This window comes from Paenibacillus sp. LjRoot56 (genome assembly GCF_964253335.1).
GTDB classification, from domain to species: domain Bacteria; phylum Bacillota; class Bacilli; order Paenibacillales; family NBRC-103111; genus Paenibacillus_E; species Paenibacillus_E allorhizoplanae.
Genome location: NZ_CAXURV020000001.1, coordinates 1,439,362 through 1,454,580 on the forward strand (window position 1 = coordinate 1,439,362; position 15,219 = coordinate 1,454,580).

The 15,219-nt window shown below is 47.2% G+C and carries 14 protein-coding genes and 2 other annotated features; of the genes, 11 read left to right on the top strand and 3 right to left on the bottom strand.

Annotated elements, in window-relative coordinates; all coding sequences use genetic code 11:
• Positions 1-125: 125 nt before the first annotated feature.
• On the bottom strand, positions 126-392 hold the full coding sequence (locus tag ACSQ8O_RS06500; protein ID WP_436240913.1) for an ATP-dependent DNA ligase: 267 nt from the start codon (positions 390-392) through the stop codon (positions 126-128).
• Between the two features lie 180 nt (positions 393-572).
• Here ACSQ8O_RS06500 and ACSQ8O_RS06505 point away from each other — a divergent pair, with 180 nt between their 5' ends.
• The 3 genes from ACSQ8O_RS06505 to ACSQ8O_RS06515 are packed head-to-tail and all read left to right on the top strand — an operon-like array spanning position 573 to position 4,403.
• Positions 573-2,099 carry a spore germination protein gene (locus ACSQ8O_RS06505; RefSeq protein WP_436240914.1) on the top strand — a complete coding sequence of 509 codons (1,527 nt, stop codon included), beginning with the start codon at positions 573-575 and terminating at the stop codon, positions 2,097-2,099.
• Between the two features lie 20 nt (positions 2,100-2,119).
• Entirely contained in the window at positions 2,120-3,277 is a 1,158-nt protein-coding gene (locus ACSQ8O_RS06510; protein ID WP_436240915.1) for a Ger(x)C family spore germination protein, read from the top strand.
• Positions 3,278-3,293: 16 nt separating this feature from the next.
• On the top strand, positions 3,294-4,403 hold the full coding sequence (locus ACSQ8O_RS06515) for a GerAB/ArcD/ProY family transporter (RefSeq protein ID WP_436240916.1): 1,110 nt from the start codon (positions 3,294-3,296) through the stop codon (positions 4,401-4,403).
• 99 nt (positions 4,404-4,502) lie between these two features.
• Here ACSQ8O_RS06515 and ACSQ8O_RS06520 read toward each other — a convergent pair whose 3' ends face one another.
• Positions 4,503-5,384 (bottom strand): Ku protein, encoded by an 882-nt coding sequence (locus ACSQ8O_RS06520; protein ID WP_056608508.1) that lies wholly within the window; start codon positions 5,382-5,384, stop codon positions 4,503-4,505.
• Between the two features lie 156 nt (positions 5,385-5,540).
• On the opposite strand from ACSQ8O_RS06520, the gene ACSQ8O_RS06525 reads away from it, so the two are divergent.
• The 7 genes from ACSQ8O_RS06525 to ACSQ8O_RS06555 all read left to right on the top strand — a co-directional run bounded on the left by ACSQ8O_RS06525 (position 5,541) and on the right by ACSQ8O_RS06555 (position 11,859).
• Positions 5,541-5,726, top strand: a complete 186-nt coding sequence (locus tag ACSQ8O_RS06525; protein ID WP_056608512.1) for a hypothetical protein — start codon at positions 5,541-5,543, stop codon at positions 5,724-5,726.
• A complete protein-coding gene (locus ACSQ8O_RS06530; RefSeq protein ID WP_056608515.1) occupies positions 5,723-5,905 on the top strand; it encodes an H-type small acid-soluble spore protein in 183 nt (60 codons plus the stop codon). The genes ACSQ8O_RS06525 and ACSQ8O_RS06530 overlap by 4 nt, the downstream gene beginning before the upstream one ends.
• 164 nt (positions 5,906-6,069) lie before the next feature.
• Positions 6,070-6,567, top strand: a complete 498-nt coding sequence (tsaE, locus tag ACSQ8O_RS06535) for a tRNA (adenosine(37)-N6)-threonylcarbamoyltransferase complex ATPase subunit type 1 TsaE (RefSeq protein ID WP_436240917.1) — start codon at positions 6,070-6,072, stop codon at positions 6,565-6,567.
• Positions 6,548-7,357, top strand: a complete 810-nt coding sequence (tsaB, locus tag ACSQ8O_RS06540; protein WP_436240918.1) for a tRNA (adenosine(37)-N6)-threonylcarbamoyltransferase complex dimerization subunit type 1 TsaB — start codon at positions 6,548-6,550, stop codon at positions 7,355-7,357. The genes tsaE and tsaB overlap by 20 nt, the downstream gene beginning before the upstream one ends.
• A 2-nt stretch (positions 7,358-7,359) precedes the next feature.
• Positions 7,360-7,863: a ribosomal protein S18-alanine N-acetyltransferase gene (rimI, locus tag ACSQ8O_RS06545; RefSeq protein WP_056608522.1), complete on the top strand. Its 504-nt coding sequence runs from the start codon at positions 7,360-7,362 to the stop codon at positions 7,861-7,863.
• A gap of 64 nt (positions 7,864-7,927) precedes the next feature.
• Positions 7,928-8,968, top strand: a complete 1,041-nt coding sequence (gene tsaD / locus ACSQ8O_RS06550) for a tRNA (adenosine(37)-N6)-threonylcarbamoyltransferase complex transferase subunit TsaD (RefSeq protein WP_436240919.1) — start codon at positions 7,928-7,930, stop codon at positions 8,966-8,968.
• 238 nt (positions 8,969-9,206) lie between these two features.
• Positions 9,207-9,458 (top strand) — a binding site (T-box leader).
• 61 nt (positions 9,459-9,519) lie between these two features.
• Positions 9,520-9,779 (top strand) — a binding site (T-box leader).
• Positions 9,780-10,281: 502 nt separating this feature from the next.
• The gene (locus ACSQ8O_RS06555; RefSeq protein WP_436240920.1) at positions 10,282-11,859 is read left to right on the top strand and encodes a 2-isopropylmalate synthase; all 1,578 of its coding nucleotides are present in this window, start codon (positions 10,282-10,284) and stop codon (positions 11,857-11,859) included.
• Between the two features lie 531 nt (positions 11,860-12,390).
• On the opposite strand, the gene ACSQ8O_RS06560 is transcribed toward ACSQ8O_RS06555, so the two are convergent.
• Positions 12,391-14,346 carry an ABC transporter ATP-binding protein gene (locus ACSQ8O_RS06560; RefSeq protein WP_436240921.1) on the bottom strand — a complete coding sequence of 652 codons (1,956 nt, stop codon included), beginning with the start codon at positions 14,344-14,346 and terminating at the stop codon, positions 12,391-12,393.
• A 239-nt stretch (positions 14,347-14,585) separates the two neighbouring features.
• Between ACSQ8O_RS06560 and ACSQ8O_RS06565 the strand changes: the two genes are divergently transcribed.
• Positions 14,586-15,218 (top strand): 5-formyltetrahydrofolate cyclo-ligase, encoded by a 633-nt coding sequence (locus tag ACSQ8O_RS06565; protein WP_436240922.1) that lies wholly within the window; start codon positions 14,586-14,588, stop codon positions 15,216-15,218.
• Position 15,219 lies beyond the last annotated feature (1 nt).

Consider the following 15,219-nt stretch of genomic DNA (forward strand, 5'->3'; position numbering starts at 1 on the left):
CATTTTAATGTCTTCATTCTCAATGTGTATAAGAGTTTCATCCAAATGATATGGATATAATTCTTACAACGCCTTTGTAGAAAAGATTTTTAATTATATCCATGATTTTTCGTTATACAAGCATCTTAAAATGAAGGTTTGCCATCGGATAGTGCAATAATCTCTCCATCCAAAATGACTGAATTTGCTGTACAGAACGCCTGCGGATTCGTTAATTCCGGGTATTGCAGGGTTCGATCATTGGCTCTGCGATTGATTAATTTGGTCGTACTTCCATCGAAGTACAGCAACATTCTTACCCCATCCCACTTGATTTGACTCGTAAAATGAGTGCCAACTGGCCATTCATTTGTGCTAACTGGCTCAAATGGGAGGATCGGTTTAAAATCCAACGGTCATAACCCCTTTACATTGTCGTTATCCTACCATTCTTCACCAATTTAGGTTCTTTCAAGCAAGATGCTATGGACGGTCTGTTAAAATGCTCCTGCTTTGGTAACAACTGAATAACCGTGTGATTTTGAGAGCATAACAATACGTAAATGAAAGTGAGTATTAAAGGGGAGTTGTGTATGAATCAACCTTTTCCTGAGGATCCGAGTATAGACAAGGAAGTATTCCATACTCTGGTGTCGACTGAGCTTTCCTCGAATATCCTTCATTTGCAAACCGTATTGACAGCTTGTGATGATGTCGTGTTCGCGTCGATACATCTGGCGAGTGGCCTTCAAGCATCCGTTCTCTATTTACGGGGAATGGTGAATGTAGAGTTGCTTGATGGTCATGTCCTCGAACCTCTTAAGCAAGCTAGCACAGAAACCGTGGCATCCATGGACAAGGTGATGAGCTGCATTTCGGTATCACAATATAAAGAACTCCGCATGATTGGTGAAGTTATCAATGAAGTGCTTGGAGGCAAGGCGGTTCTACTTGTAGACACGATCGAAGGGGCTTTATCCATTGAGTTATCGCAATCTGAAGGTAGGTCGGTAGAAGAGCCATTAGCAGAGTCTGTCGTTCGTGGTCCACGCGAGGGCTTTGTAGAATCCCTAGTCGTGAATACGTCATTAATTCGAAAAAGGTTAAAGACACCCGCTTTGAAATTCGTTTCCTTCACTCTCGGCAATTATTCGAAGACAGATGTCACAATGGCCTACATGCAGGGGATTGCCAAACCAGAAATCATAAGCAAGGTTTCAGAGCGAATCTCCCAAATTAAGCTGGATGGGGTACTTGAGAGCGGCTACATCGAGGAAATGATCGAGAGTAATATCTATTCGCCCTTTCCCCAAGTACAAACAACGGAACGCCCTGATGTGGCCGTATCAAGCTTGTTAGAAGGCCGTGTTGTTATTATTACGGATAATACGCCTATTGCTCTCATTGCTCCAACTACATTTTGGTCCCTCATGCAGTCTCCTGAAGATTACTATCAGCGCTTCCTGATTGGCAGTCTCATTCGTTGGCTTCGTTATACTTTTTTCCTTATTGCCATGTTGGCTCCGGCGATCTATGTGGCTGTGTTAACGTTTCATCATGAAATGGTTCCTACAACGCTGTTGCTTCGTGTTGCTAAATCTCGGGAGGAAATCCCTTTCCCTGCCTTGGTCGAAGCGTTAATTATGGAAGTTACTTTCGAAGCTTTGCGTGAAGCGGGAGTTCGTCTGCCTAGACAAGTTGGTTCTGCCGTCAGTATCGTTGGCGCACTCGTCATTGGTCAAGCGGCTATCCAAGCGGGCTTAGTATCTGCTCCTATGGTTATGGTTGTAGCCATTACGGGTATTTCCTCGTTCATGATGCCGCAATATTCGGCGGGTATCTCCTTACGTATGCTTCGGTTTCCAATTATGATTCTATCCGGTATTCTAGGATTGTTTGGTCTCGTTCTTGGGTTGCTGTTAATCATAAGTCATTTGTGTATTCTTCGATCTTTCGGTGTACCTTACTTGGCTCCATTTGCCCCGATATATCCCAAAGGAATCAAAGATGTTTTGTTTCGTGCTCCCATTAGCAAAATGAATACACGTCCTGCCTTCTATGCTGACAAAGAAAATTTGAAAAGGCAGCCTGAGCATTCGGATGAACGGAATAAGAATTAAGCCGTTAGGAGGGGCTAGCTATGAGGTTATACGTATCCGTACCTGTCATTTCACTGTGCGTTCTGCTCATAACTGGTTGTTGGGATCGTGTCGAGGTGAACGATATGGCTTTTATCATAGCTGCAGGAGTCGACAAGCTCACGGAGGATGAAATTGAAGTGACGGTTCAAGTGTTCATACCCAATCCGGCTGCTTCTTCGGGAGAAGGAGGTACAGGGCAGGGTAATGTGTACACGGTGTCGACCAAAGGAAGCTCCATGCCAGATGCGTTAACGGAATTGCAAAAGAAGTTTCCCCGCTATTTCTCATGGGGACATGCCAAAGCATATTTTTTTGGAGAAGAACTGGCTCGCAGCGGGATGTTTGACAACTTTGATTTCTTATTCAGGGATATCCAACCACGGGAACAGGCTAATTTCTTCGTGTGCAGAGGAACAGCCAAGGAGCTGTTAGAGTCGCAAAATGATCCTAATACCTATGAAACCTTAATTAAACTTTCGCAAAAGCCATTGATTCAATCGGCTACCATGCATGATATTGAGGAAGTGTTAAATGGGGAATCGGGGGCATTCTTACTACCGGTTGCGAATAAAAGCAAGTTGATATCGAATCAAACTAAGAAGACTATTCTGACCATAGAAGGACTGTCGGTGATTAAAGAAGGTAAACTAGCCTGTTTTCTGACACAAGAAGAACAAATGGGGATTCGTTTGTTTATTCATGAAAATCTTGGTCGGAATATTACAATTACCGAGGAGGAAGCGGGTGGGAAAGTGGTGATCAAAATCATTACCACGCATCTCCATCTCCATCCTTTGATTGAGAACGGTATTTGGAAGATGACCGTGGAATTGGAACTAGAGGCGGATGTCGTTCAAAATTCTACCCATATCATTCTCGCCGACGGTACGGACACGATGAAAAAGTTAGAAGAACCCTTTGATAAGAAGATTAAGAAAATTTTGAGGGACACGTTGCAGCAATTACAAACAAATCAGAAAGCTGACGTTCTGGGCTTTGCCCGCGCATTTCACAAAAAATATCCTCAGGAATGGAAGCAAGCCAAGGGGAATTGGAACGCCATCTTTCCAACAATGGATGTTCAACTGGAAGTGAAAACTATTATCAAAAGACCGGGGATATCAAATTTTCCTTATACCAACATGCAATCGAGATAGAGAATAGGGGTAGTCAATGAGCGACATGGCGTTATCGAACCGGCAAATATTCTGGTTAATGGTTAGTACGCAAATTATTATGACCATACTTCTCACGATTGCTCCTGCTGCTCAAATCGCTAAGCAAGATGCGTGGATATCGATCTTAATGGCGACAGGAATCGGGATATTCGTTGCCTATATATGTGGGAAGTTAAGTGTGATGTTTCCTGGTCTGACCGTAGTTGAATATAATCGCATTCTGTTAGGTAAATGGGTTGGTGGCTTGATTTCAGCCCTCTACATTCTTGTTTGGTTTGTTATCCTAACCGTGATTTTGAGACAATTCAGCTTATTTATTACGGGGACCATTATGCCAAAGACTCCCCTCTATGTGATTCAGGTGCCGATGCTTCTCATCGTAGTGTATCCTACGGTACATGGGGTGGGCGTCTTGGCACGTATTTGTGAAATTACAGGGCCAATCATCTTACTCTGTGTGCTAGGCCCAATGTTTCTAAGTATTAATCAAATGAATTGGGATCGACTGCTTCCGATTTTTGGAGATAATGACATGATGACATTAATGAATGGCGCGCTTCCTACAGCGGCTTTCTTAGGCGATTGCATCATGATCATGATGTTAATCGCTTTTGTGAGCAAGCGGAAGAACACTATTCGATTTGCTATATGCGGTGTTATGCTCTCAGGCATACTTACTGTGCTATCGATGATCGTTAGCATCCTGATGTTCGGTCCGCATGTCTCAGCTGGTTATCCCTATCCGATGCTCATGATCGTACGTTCCATTTCCATTGGTGGCATTATTGAGAATCTAGACGCCATTGTTGTTACGATCTGGATGATGAGTATATTCACCAAATTAGGGCTGTATTTATTTGTTGCTAGTTATGGAACGACACAGCTGTTGGGCTTGCGTAATTGGAAAATAGTCACTTGGATTACTGCTTTTGTTGTACTGCTCCTATCTTTCATCCCTGTGAACTATGAGGAGATTTCGGTTATTTTCCCACGGAAAATAGCTGTTCAGTTCATTCTTCCAATTTCTATGGTTGCATTGCCTGTGATTCTGCTTATGCTGGCGCTACTGCGGAGTAGGAGGTTGAAATTGGCTTCTCGGGGATGAGTTGGAGAACGGGAGATATGCAAGGAATTGATCCAAACAGCCAGAATCAAAAGAAGTGCCCTATCTTGGAATCCAAGACAGGGCACTTTTATATTGTTATTACGTAACCGGCTCTTTCGTTTTTCTTGCGCGGGGTTTCGCCGCGGGCTTCTTCTCGGTCGTGGGTTCGATTGTAACCGAAGCATCCGCGCCAAGCGTTACTTTAGCCTCAGATGGTTTCGTCGCGTTCAAGCTGGCTTGAAGCGCGGCCATGAGGTCGATGACACTCGTTTTTTGCACTTCAGGTGCAGACTGAATTTCTTCACCTGCCACTTTATGCTCAATCGCATCCAGTAAGCGAGCGCGGTACTCGTCTTTATACTTTTCTGGTTCGAAAGGGGTGGAGAGCTGATTGATCAGCATTTTCGCCATTTCCATCTCCCGTTCATTCACGGTAACCTTCTCAGGAAGGTTGGGCACTTGCGAAATCGGACGAATTTCATCCGGATAGAAGATGGTTTCCATGGCAAGGCAATTGTCGATGACACGGATAGCGGCTAGCGAGCTTTTGGAGCGGATCGACACCTTGGCGATTCCGATTTTACCCGTCTGGCGCATGGAATCGAGCAGCAGCATGTAAGCACCAGCGCCCGTATCGCCGGGACCGAGGTAGTACGTCTTTTGAAAATAAACAGGGTCAATATCAGTTAAATTTACGAAGTCCAAAATCTTAATTTCCTTATTCGCTTCGCCGGAGATTTCCTCCAGCTCATCTTTTTCAAAAAGAATAAAACGCCCTGGCTCAAACTCGTAGCCTTTCGAAATTTCCTCCCACTCAACTTCCTTCTCGCAAGTCTGACACTTTCGGACGTAGGATAGCGGGGTAATACACGTTTTGTGAATATAGCGCATAGAGATATCCTTATCCTCTGTGGCCGAAAACATTTTAACAGGAACATGTACAAGCCCGAAGCTGATTGCGCCTTTCCACACGGTATGCATCGATGTAATTCCTCCCCAACACACGTAATTGTACTAGTATTCTCTTGATGGGTTACCTTTATACGGCAGTTATTTAAGAGAATGGTTAGAGGCGAGTTTGGAGAGTTTATAAATGCAACATGATAACCCAAATAGCGACCTAAGGAGGGATTACGGATGGCATCAGAATCAAATCTGTCGCAAGACACGAACAATGAAGATAGGGACGATTGTTATATGGACATTGATCGTATGATTAATGAGGGGCTTGGAGGCGGTAACGTCACCATGCAGGGTGGGTTAATTGAACACTCAACCACGGATACGATGGATTATCCGGAATCCGTACTGGATGAACCATGAATGTTCACCGTGCTCAGGAAATTTTAGCTGCAGATGAGAAAATTGAAGTGGATCTGAACGGTCTGGCTGTATGGATTGACAGTGTAGACTCCGGGAAAGGTCTAGTCAAAGTGCATGCGGAAGGCAATCCCGCAGATGCTCGGGTCGTCCCAGCTAGGGAGCTTGAAGAGGTACACTAAAGGTCCGCATGGGCAAAACAAGCCTTCTCCGATAGGGTATCGGGGAGGGCTTTTCATAATTTCGCATGTCCTCGCATGAGGATTTTACATACAGGTTGCTGTCACCTGCTAGCGAGGACTATAATAGAAGCAGCACGCGCACGCGGAAGAAAGGGATGAGATATTTGGCTCAATCCACATATAAGTTCTATTCTGAGCATGAAGCAGATACGGATAAGCTGGGAACCCTATTATCAACGTATCTACAGCCAGGGACGGTCTTAACATTAGACGGAGATTTGGGTGCTGGCAAAACGAGATTCTCGCAAGGATTCGCTAGAGCGATGGGGATTTCGGAGCACGTAAACTCACCTACATTTACCATTATCAAAGAATACGAGGGAGCTGGGCTCCCCTTCTACCATATGGATATGTATCGCATTTCGCAAGAGGAAGCAGATGAATTGGGATTAGAGGACTATTTCTATGGATCAGGTGTTACTCTGATTGAATGGTCGAGTTTAATTGAGGATCTGCTGCCACCTGATAGATTAAGTATTACGATCACCCAAGAGGTTGATCAAACCCGCGTATTTCACTTGATTCCGCACGGTTCGCCGTATGAGAGCTGGTGTATACAGATGAAGGAGAACGGACATTTACATGACGGAACGGATAACTAATACGGGGCGATGCTTAGCGATCGATACCTCTACATCGGCAATGACAGTTGCTATATTGGAAAATGGACACTTGCTCGGGGAGATTAGTTCCCATGCAGAAAGGAACCATTCTCTAGGATTGCTTCCCCACATTCAAGATTTATTAGCTCGCTTAGGTATGAAGCCGAGAGATCTGCGCTCGGTTGCCGCTGGCCAAGGGCCAGGCTCGTATACAGGCGTGCGGATTGCTGTTTCTGTAGCCAAAACATTTGCATGGTCGTTAGGACTAGACTTGATTGGTATTTCTAGTTTAGAGGCTATGGCCATTGGTGGTTCTGTACAGAACGACTATGAAGGAAACGGTGTGACATGGGTTGTTCCGCTTATGGATGGAAGGCGTAAACAAGCCTTTACAGCTGTGTATGCTTATGAAGGGGCAACTGCTATTACTGCTGCACGAGAGCCTGATGAGACTTGGCGTGAAGTATTGTCCGATGGTATTCGGGTCATCGGTGCGTGGACGGAGGAGATTCTCTCGCAAGCTGGTCGTTTAGCGCCTGATCACATCCTGTTCGTCGGTGAGACAGCTGGCTTTGCAGCTGAGCTGGCGCAGTTTGCGGAAGATTTTGCAGGACATGTGAGCGTTGTCCCTTATGGCATTGAAGCGGAGTATATTGGCCTGCTGGCTAATCCAAGATTAGCGCGAGGCGAGAAGGCAGACGTTCATTCATTTGTACCGAATTACACAAGGCTTCCAGAAGCAGAAGCTAATTTGCTGGCTGGTCTGCAGACGAAGAAAGGGGAACAGTAATCATGGAACAGAGACAGCCGCATGCCATAGAAAATTCATTGGTATTCCGCTCAATGACCATGGAAGACATTCCTTTTATTGTCGAGATCGAGCAGGAAGCGTTCACGACACCTTGGACACGAGGTGCGTTTGAGAATGAGCTGACGAATAACCAATTTGCGCATTATATGATTATGGACATCGATGGGGAAGTTGCGGGTTATGGCGGCATGTGGCTCATTATGGAGGAAGCGCATGTCACGAATATCGCTGTAAAAGATACCTATCGTGGACGCAAGCTTGGAGAAAGACTCCTGCGCGAGTTGATGAAAACATCCGCTTTCCTTGGTGCGATCCGCATCACTCTGGAAGTGAGAACTTCGAACTATGTGGCGCAAAATTTATACGAAAAACTAGGCTTCCGCTCCGTTGGTGTGCGTAGAGGCTATTATACAGATAATCGCGAGGACGCTGTCGTTATGTGGGCAGATCTGCCCAATCGTAGAAAGGATAGTCTCAGTGACTGAGGCTTTCAAATAGGTGAATAGTGTGGGTAATGAACAAATGCAACAAGATAGACAAGAGGAAAGTATGCGAGATCAAGATAAAGACATAACATCAAAGCCGGTGTATATTCTCGCCATCGAAACGAGCTGTGACGAGACTTCCGTGGCCATTGTTGAAAATGGGAAAATCATTCGCTCGAATGTGATTTCCAGCCAGATCGAAACGCATCAACGCTATGGCGGCGTTGTGCCGGAGGTGGCTTCCCGAAAGCATGTGGAGTCGATCACCTGGATGCTGGAGGAAGCTGTTACGGAAGCGGGCGTATCGCTCCATGAGCTTTCCGCCATTGCCGTGACCGAAGGCCCCGGATTAATCGGGGCACTGCTCGTTGGCGTCGTCGCGGGCAAAGCCCTCGCTTGCGCTCTAGACCTCCCGCTGATTGGTGTCCACCATATCGCGGGACATATCTACGCCAACCAGCTCGTGCATGAGCTGGTGTATCCTTCGATTTCGCTCGTCGTGTCCGGCGGACACACCGAGCTCATTCTGCTCGAAGGCCCCGGCCAGTTCCGTATCATCGGGCGCACACGCGATGATGCGGCCGGCGAGGCCTACGATAAAATTGCCCGGGCAATGGGATTGCCTTACCCGGGCGGCCCGCACGTGGATCGGCTTGCTCAGGAAGCCGATTCTGAGATCAAAATGCCTCGCAGCTGGCTCGAGGCAGACTCCTACGACTTCAGCTTTAGCGGATTGAAATCCGCGGTGCTGAACGTCGTCAACCAAAGCAAGATGCGCGGCGAGACCGTTCAGGTCGCGCAGATTGCCAAGGGCTTCCAAGCATCCGTCATCGACGTGCTTGTGGAGAAGGCAAGTCGCGCCGTGAAGGAATACGGCGCGAAACAGCTCTTGCTCGCGGGCGGAGTCGCCGCGAACAAGGGGCTGCGCAGCAGGCTCACCGAGCGCTGCGAGCAGCTGGGTGTGCCGCTGCTGGTGCCGCCGCACCGGCTCTGTACGGATAATGCGGCGATGATTGGAGCCGCCGCTTTCTTGAAGTGGGACAAGCAGGAGTTCGACTCGATGGAGTTGAAAGCCGAGCCACAGCTGAAGCTGGAAGAGTGGTAATGTTGTCGCTCACCCCGGCTTGAGATTATTCTATGAGTTCTATACGTTCGTTGTTGGGGCAGTCGAGAACTTCTTGAAGTGATTAGTTAAAATCGGTCTAAATCGACTTCTGCGTCCATAGAGGTTTTGTAATTTAGTTACTTCTTGCGCATTCGTGACAGGTAATCGAATAAAATTAATTTTCAGATAAGTGTATTGACTTTGAAAAAAGTGCATATTATAATCACAATCAATACTTTCAAACGCAACGAACGGGAATAGTAAGGCATGATTAGTTTCGCTCAGAGAGCTGTGCATGTGGTGAAAGCACAGACGAAACGTCACCTGAACTCGCCCGGGAGCGGTAGGACTGATAAGGATGCCAAGGATCCAGCACCCAAGTAGGTCTTGACGGTTGACCCCCGTGATCAGGTACATGAGTGGTTTCGAGTGTAATAGCTCGGATCAATTAGAGTGGTACCGCGGAAGGTTCAAGCCTGTCGTCTCTTTTATAGAGATGGCAGGCTTTTTTGGTTGTTCTGAAACAAATGTAAACTTGGCAAACACATATAAATAACGCGATGAACAAGAGTAGTAAGGGCTCATGTCTCTGGTACAGAAAGCTGCGGGTTGATGCGACGCAGACCGAGAACGCCCCGAACTCGCTTGGAAGCGGTCATCTTGATCGGCTGGCAACGGCTGTTAGGGATGAACGGATGACCTCCGTGATCGGGTGATGTAGCGAGCAATTTGCTGGTTATATCTGAGGTGGGTTCCTTGATGGAGTCAACAAGAGTGGTACCGCGCTGGGTGAAGACCCGTCGTCTCTTATGTGGAGATGACGGGTCTTTTTGTCGTCTGTGGAAAGTGCGCTGCAGCCACTTTTATAACTGACTACACGTCGCTCCCTCCAAATTCAGGATTGTAGTGATGAAAAACATCACTACAGCATAGAAACCCCGCCGGATCCGGGCCAGTGCACCGCTGTAGTGATGAAAAACATCACTACAGCATAGATACCTCGCCGGATCCGGGCGAATGCACCGCAGTAGTGATGAAAAACATCACTACAGCATAGAAACCCCGCCGGATCCGGGCGAATGCACCGCTGTAGTGATGAAAAACATGACTACAGCATAGATACCTCGCCGGATCCAGGCGAATGCACTGCTGTAGTGATGAAAAACATCACTACAGCATAGAAATCCCGCCGAATCCGGGCGAATGCATCTCTGTAAGCATGAAAAACACGCTTCCAGCAACTCAGTCACTCAATATCTAATCCGAACGCCACATAAACACAGCCCACGGGCATACCTTAGGAGGAATTAACCATGGAAAACAACACAACTACTAATCGACGTATTCGCATTTTTGATACAACACTTCGTGATGGCGAGCAAGCGCCGGGCGCATCGCTATACCCGGAAGAGAAAATTCGCATCGCCAGACAGCTTGCCATCATGGGCATCGACACCATTGAGCCGGGCTTCCCGATCTCAAGTCCTGGCGATTTCCAAGCCGTGCAGCAGATTTCACGCGAGCTGCAAGGCATTGAGATCTGCGGCTTCGCCCGCGCCGTCAAAGCCGACATCGATGCAGCGGTCAAAGCTACGCAGGATGCGGCATCCAGACGTATTCATATGTTCCTGTCCTCGTCGGACATCCACCTGGATTTCCAGCTGCGCAAATCGCGTCAGCAGGTTGTCGAGATGGCTCGCGCCATGGTCGGCTATGCGAAGCAATTCGTCGATCGGATCGAGTTTTCGCCGATGGATGCGACGCGTACGGGAGATGAATTCCTTTTTGAAGTGCTGGAAGCTGTCATAGCGGAAGGCGCAACGATACTCAACATCCCCGACACAGTGGGCTATGCGCTTCCTGAAGAGTATGGTGCGATGTTCCGCAGAGTGCGCCAAAGTGTAAGAGGCGGCGATACGGTCGAGTATAGCGCTCACTGTCATAATGATCTGGGCCTTGCTGTTGCCAACAGCCTTGCTGCTATTGCGGCAGGTGTCACGCATGTGGAGGTAACGGTGAACGGCGTCGGCGAGCGTGCTGGTAACTGTTCACTTGAAGAGCTAGTCATGGCGATTGAGACGCGGAAGCATTCGATGGGCGTGGAAACAGGCATCGTGACGAGTGAGATTTTTAACACGTCCAAAATGGTCAGCCGCATCATGGGCTTCCCAATTGCCTACAACAAACCGATTGTCGGCCGCAATGCCTTCCAGCATGAAGCGGGCATTCATCAGGATGGACTTCTGAAAAACCGCAATACGTACGAGATTATGGATCCAGAAAAGCTGGGCATCCCACGCTCCATGATTATCCTTGGCAAGCACTCGGGCCGCCATGCGCTGAAACATCGTGTTGGACAATTCGGTATTGAACTTACAGGCGAGGAACTAGATTCACTTTATACGCGTTTCAAAGAAAAAGCCGATGAGCAGAAAATGGTCACAGACGACCAATTGATGGAGCTTGTAGGGAGCACAGTCGATGGGCAAATGGAGCCATTCACGCTGTCGCATATGCAGGTGATTTCGAGCAGTGATCGCAATCGTGTTGCTTCCGTATCCGTTAGAAATAATCAGACGGGCACAGAGAGTGTCTACTCGGGCACAGGAGAAGGTCCGATTGAGGCTATCGTGCATTGTCTGCAGCAAGCTATTCCGATGGATGTAGAGTTCTCAGATCTTGAGCTGCACTCGTTGTCCACAGGCGAGAAAGCAACGGGAGAAGCTGAGGTTACAATCTCAGTAGGCGGTCAGACTTACAAAAACACAGGGATCGACCAAGATGTCCTTGTCGCGGTTGCCAAAGCGTTCATATCGGCTTGTAATCAAGCGATTCGTATGCAAAATAGCGTGACCTCTGATGGTGCGGAGACGGTCATAACAGCTTCGTAATCGACAGTTTCCGTCTAATGTACCTAAATTGTAAGAAAACTTAGATATATACACACCGTGTGAGCAAGGTTATGCACACCCCCTGTGTACAATGTGTATAACTCGAAGAAAACCCGACATATCAACCTTTTTGGAGGGCATGTAAGAGGAATAACTTTTTCACAAAAAAATGTGGGTAATGTGGATAACCTTGTGGAAAAATAATAGAAAGCGAGATAGGGGGCGGAAAACGCCTCCTTTTTTCTGTGGATAACGTTGTGTATAACAAAATAGGGTTCCACAAAGAACGTTTTAAATTATCGGAACAATTCGTCATTATTTTTTTGTGTATAAGAGGGCTCTAGTAGGTGATAAAGTACGATTAGGAAGGGGACTCTAGGACATTTCAAGACAAAGTAGAGGATATCTGCTGTTCCTGTGGGTAACTTTGAACATTTTGTGAACTTGTCCACAGGGCTGCAGTCTAACCTGCTCGATAACGTATCGAACAACAAAAAAAGTCCACGTCAACGGACGTGAACTCCTGCTATTTTAAGCTAATAAAACTTCCCATTCCTCATAACAAGCCGCAAGTGAACTCTTACGCTTATCAACCTCAGCCGTTTTCTCCTGAACAAGCATATAGTCGTTATACACAGCAGGATCAGCAAGCTGGGCTTCAAGCGCTGTAACTTCTTCTTCAAGTCGAGCAATATCCAGCTCTAGCTGTTCTAGTTTCCGCTGACGACTGCGTTCTTCACGCTTAGCCAACTTGTCCGCCTCGTAACTGCCACCACCAGCAGCCTCAGCTTTCACCGCAGCAACGGAAGAGGAACTTCCGGCAGATTTCTTTTCCGCCTCTTTGGCTAGACGCTTGGCTTCCATTTCAGCAAGCTCCGCTTTTTTCTCCACATAGTCGTCATAGTTGCCGAGATAGCTCGTTAAGCCATCCTTTTGCAGATCAAGCATGCTCTCAGCCATTTTATTGAGGAAATAACGGTCATGGGAGATGAATAGCAGAGTACCCTCGTAATCCATCAAAGCGGACTCCAACACTTCTTTACTATATAAATCCAGATGGTTGGTAGGCTCATCGAGAATCAATACATTGGCCTTCTGAAGCATGAGCTTAGCTAGGGAGACACGGGCTTTTTCCCCTCCGCTTAATGCAGCAATCTTCTTGAATACGTCCTCGCCGCTGAAAAGAAAGCTGCCAAGCACCGTGCGAATACGCGCTTCTTCCAAATGGGGATATGTGTTCCACACTTCCTCCAACACGCTGTTGGACGGGTTCAAGCCTTTCTGCTCTTGATCGTAGTAGCCGATCGTGACGCCAGCCCCCCATTTGAATGTACCGGCGTCTTGCTTGTGCTGACCGATTAAGGTTTTGAGCAGGGTGGATTTCCCGACCCCGTTAGGTCCAATAAGCGCAGCGGTTTCGGAACGTCGAAGCTGGAATGAGACCCCGTCGAGAAGACGGTTTCGGCCATCATAGGAAAGGGAAAGTCGGTCAACTTGCAATACTTCTTTCCCGGAAGTTTGCTCAATTTCAAAAGAGAAGGAAGCCCGTTTCAAATCGCCCATCGGCTTATCCAAACGGTCCATTTTCTCCAACTGCTTACGGCGGGACTGCGCTCTCTTCGTCGTCGAGGCACGCACAATGTTACGCTGCACGAAATCCTCCAGTTTTGAGATCTCTTCTTGCTGTTTTTCAAACTGTTTCAATTCAATTTCATAATTCGCTTCTTTAATCTCGATAAAACGGGAATAATTGCCCGTATACCGTTTGGACGCATGGCGTTCAATTTCATAGATCGACGTTACCAGCGCGTCAAGGAAATACCGGTCATGTGAGACGACAAGAATAGCGCCAGGATAGCCGCGCAGATAGCCTTCGAGCCACGTTAATGTGGCGATGTCCAAATGGTTGGTAGGCTCATCGAGCATGAGCAGATCGGGTTCTTCCAGCAGCATTTTAGCTAGAGCCAATCTGGTCTTCTGCCCTCCGCTGAGGGTGTTGACCAAGGTCTCTGGTGCGAACTGTCCGAAGCCCATTCCGTGCAAAATACCGCGAATCTTGGCCTCGATTTCATAGCCGCCATGTTCACGAAACCATTCGGAGCGCAGCGCATACCGATTCATGGTGGTTTCATACTTTTTCTCATCGGAGATGAGGTCAGGGTCAGCCATCAAGGCTTCGAGCTCACGAAGCTCGCGCTCTGTCTCCAATAAAGAACTGAATACGCTCAGCAGCTCATTCCAAATGGATTTGTCGGTGTTAAGTCCGCTGTTTTGCTTGAGATAGCCGATCTTGGTTTCTTTTGCTTTGAAAAGATCACCGCTGTCATACGACATCTCGCCCGCGATGATTTGAAGAAGGGTAGACTTCCCTGCGCCATTAACCCCGACGAGCCCGATGCGTTCCCGATTTTCAATTTGAAGCGTTATATTAGAGAGTACGGAGCGTACCCCATAGCTTTTGGATATGTTAGAAACTTGTAATAGCATGTTGCTGCTACCTCCTGCGTTTTAGATACATATTAATGTAAGAACCTAGTTAAGTTGGCCTTCAGTCGCTGTTTCAATCCCATCAAATCATTAGTATACACGAAGAATGAGGGCAACGCCTGCTTAATTTAGACATGAAATATAGGCCATTCGGCGGGGTCTCTGGTACGAGTATAGTTTTTTACTTTATTTATGTTAAAATGGGGGAAACCACTCCTCGCTAGGAAGGGCTGTAACTTATGATGAACATCCGAGAGCGGAAAATAGAATTACGCAAGGAAATGGAAATACGACGTGCTTCGATTGTTGCTGAGATACGTGATGAGAAGCAACAACTAATCAACCAAAGAATGGTGAAGCTATGTTCGGATAAGCTGTTTGAACAGGGACAAATACCGTCCAATTCTCAGCCTACGCTGATGAGCTATATGCCTTTTCGTTCTGAACCCGACGTTACCCCATTAATGGAATGGTGTTGGCAGCAGGGAATTCGTGTGCTGATACCGAAGGTAGTAGCAGATACGAAAACGATGAACTTGCACATCATAAGCCGCTATGAGGACCTCGAAAGTGGTGCTTATGGGATTAGAGAGCCGCGAAGTGATGTTCCCATTGAACATGATTTGGGCACGATATCTATGATTGTGGTGCCAGGTTTAGCCTTTGATCTGGATTTCGGTCGCTTAGGTTATGGCGGAGGCTTCTATGATCGCTTTATGCAGTTATTCGCTGCGCGCGGTTTGAAAAGACCTTTTGCCGTTGCAGCTGCTTTCGATAATCAATTGATTCCTGCTGTGCCTTCTTCTTGGCATGACTTCCGAGTGGATGGCATCGTAACTGAAAGTAAGATGGTGTTCAAAACAGAATCCTAAT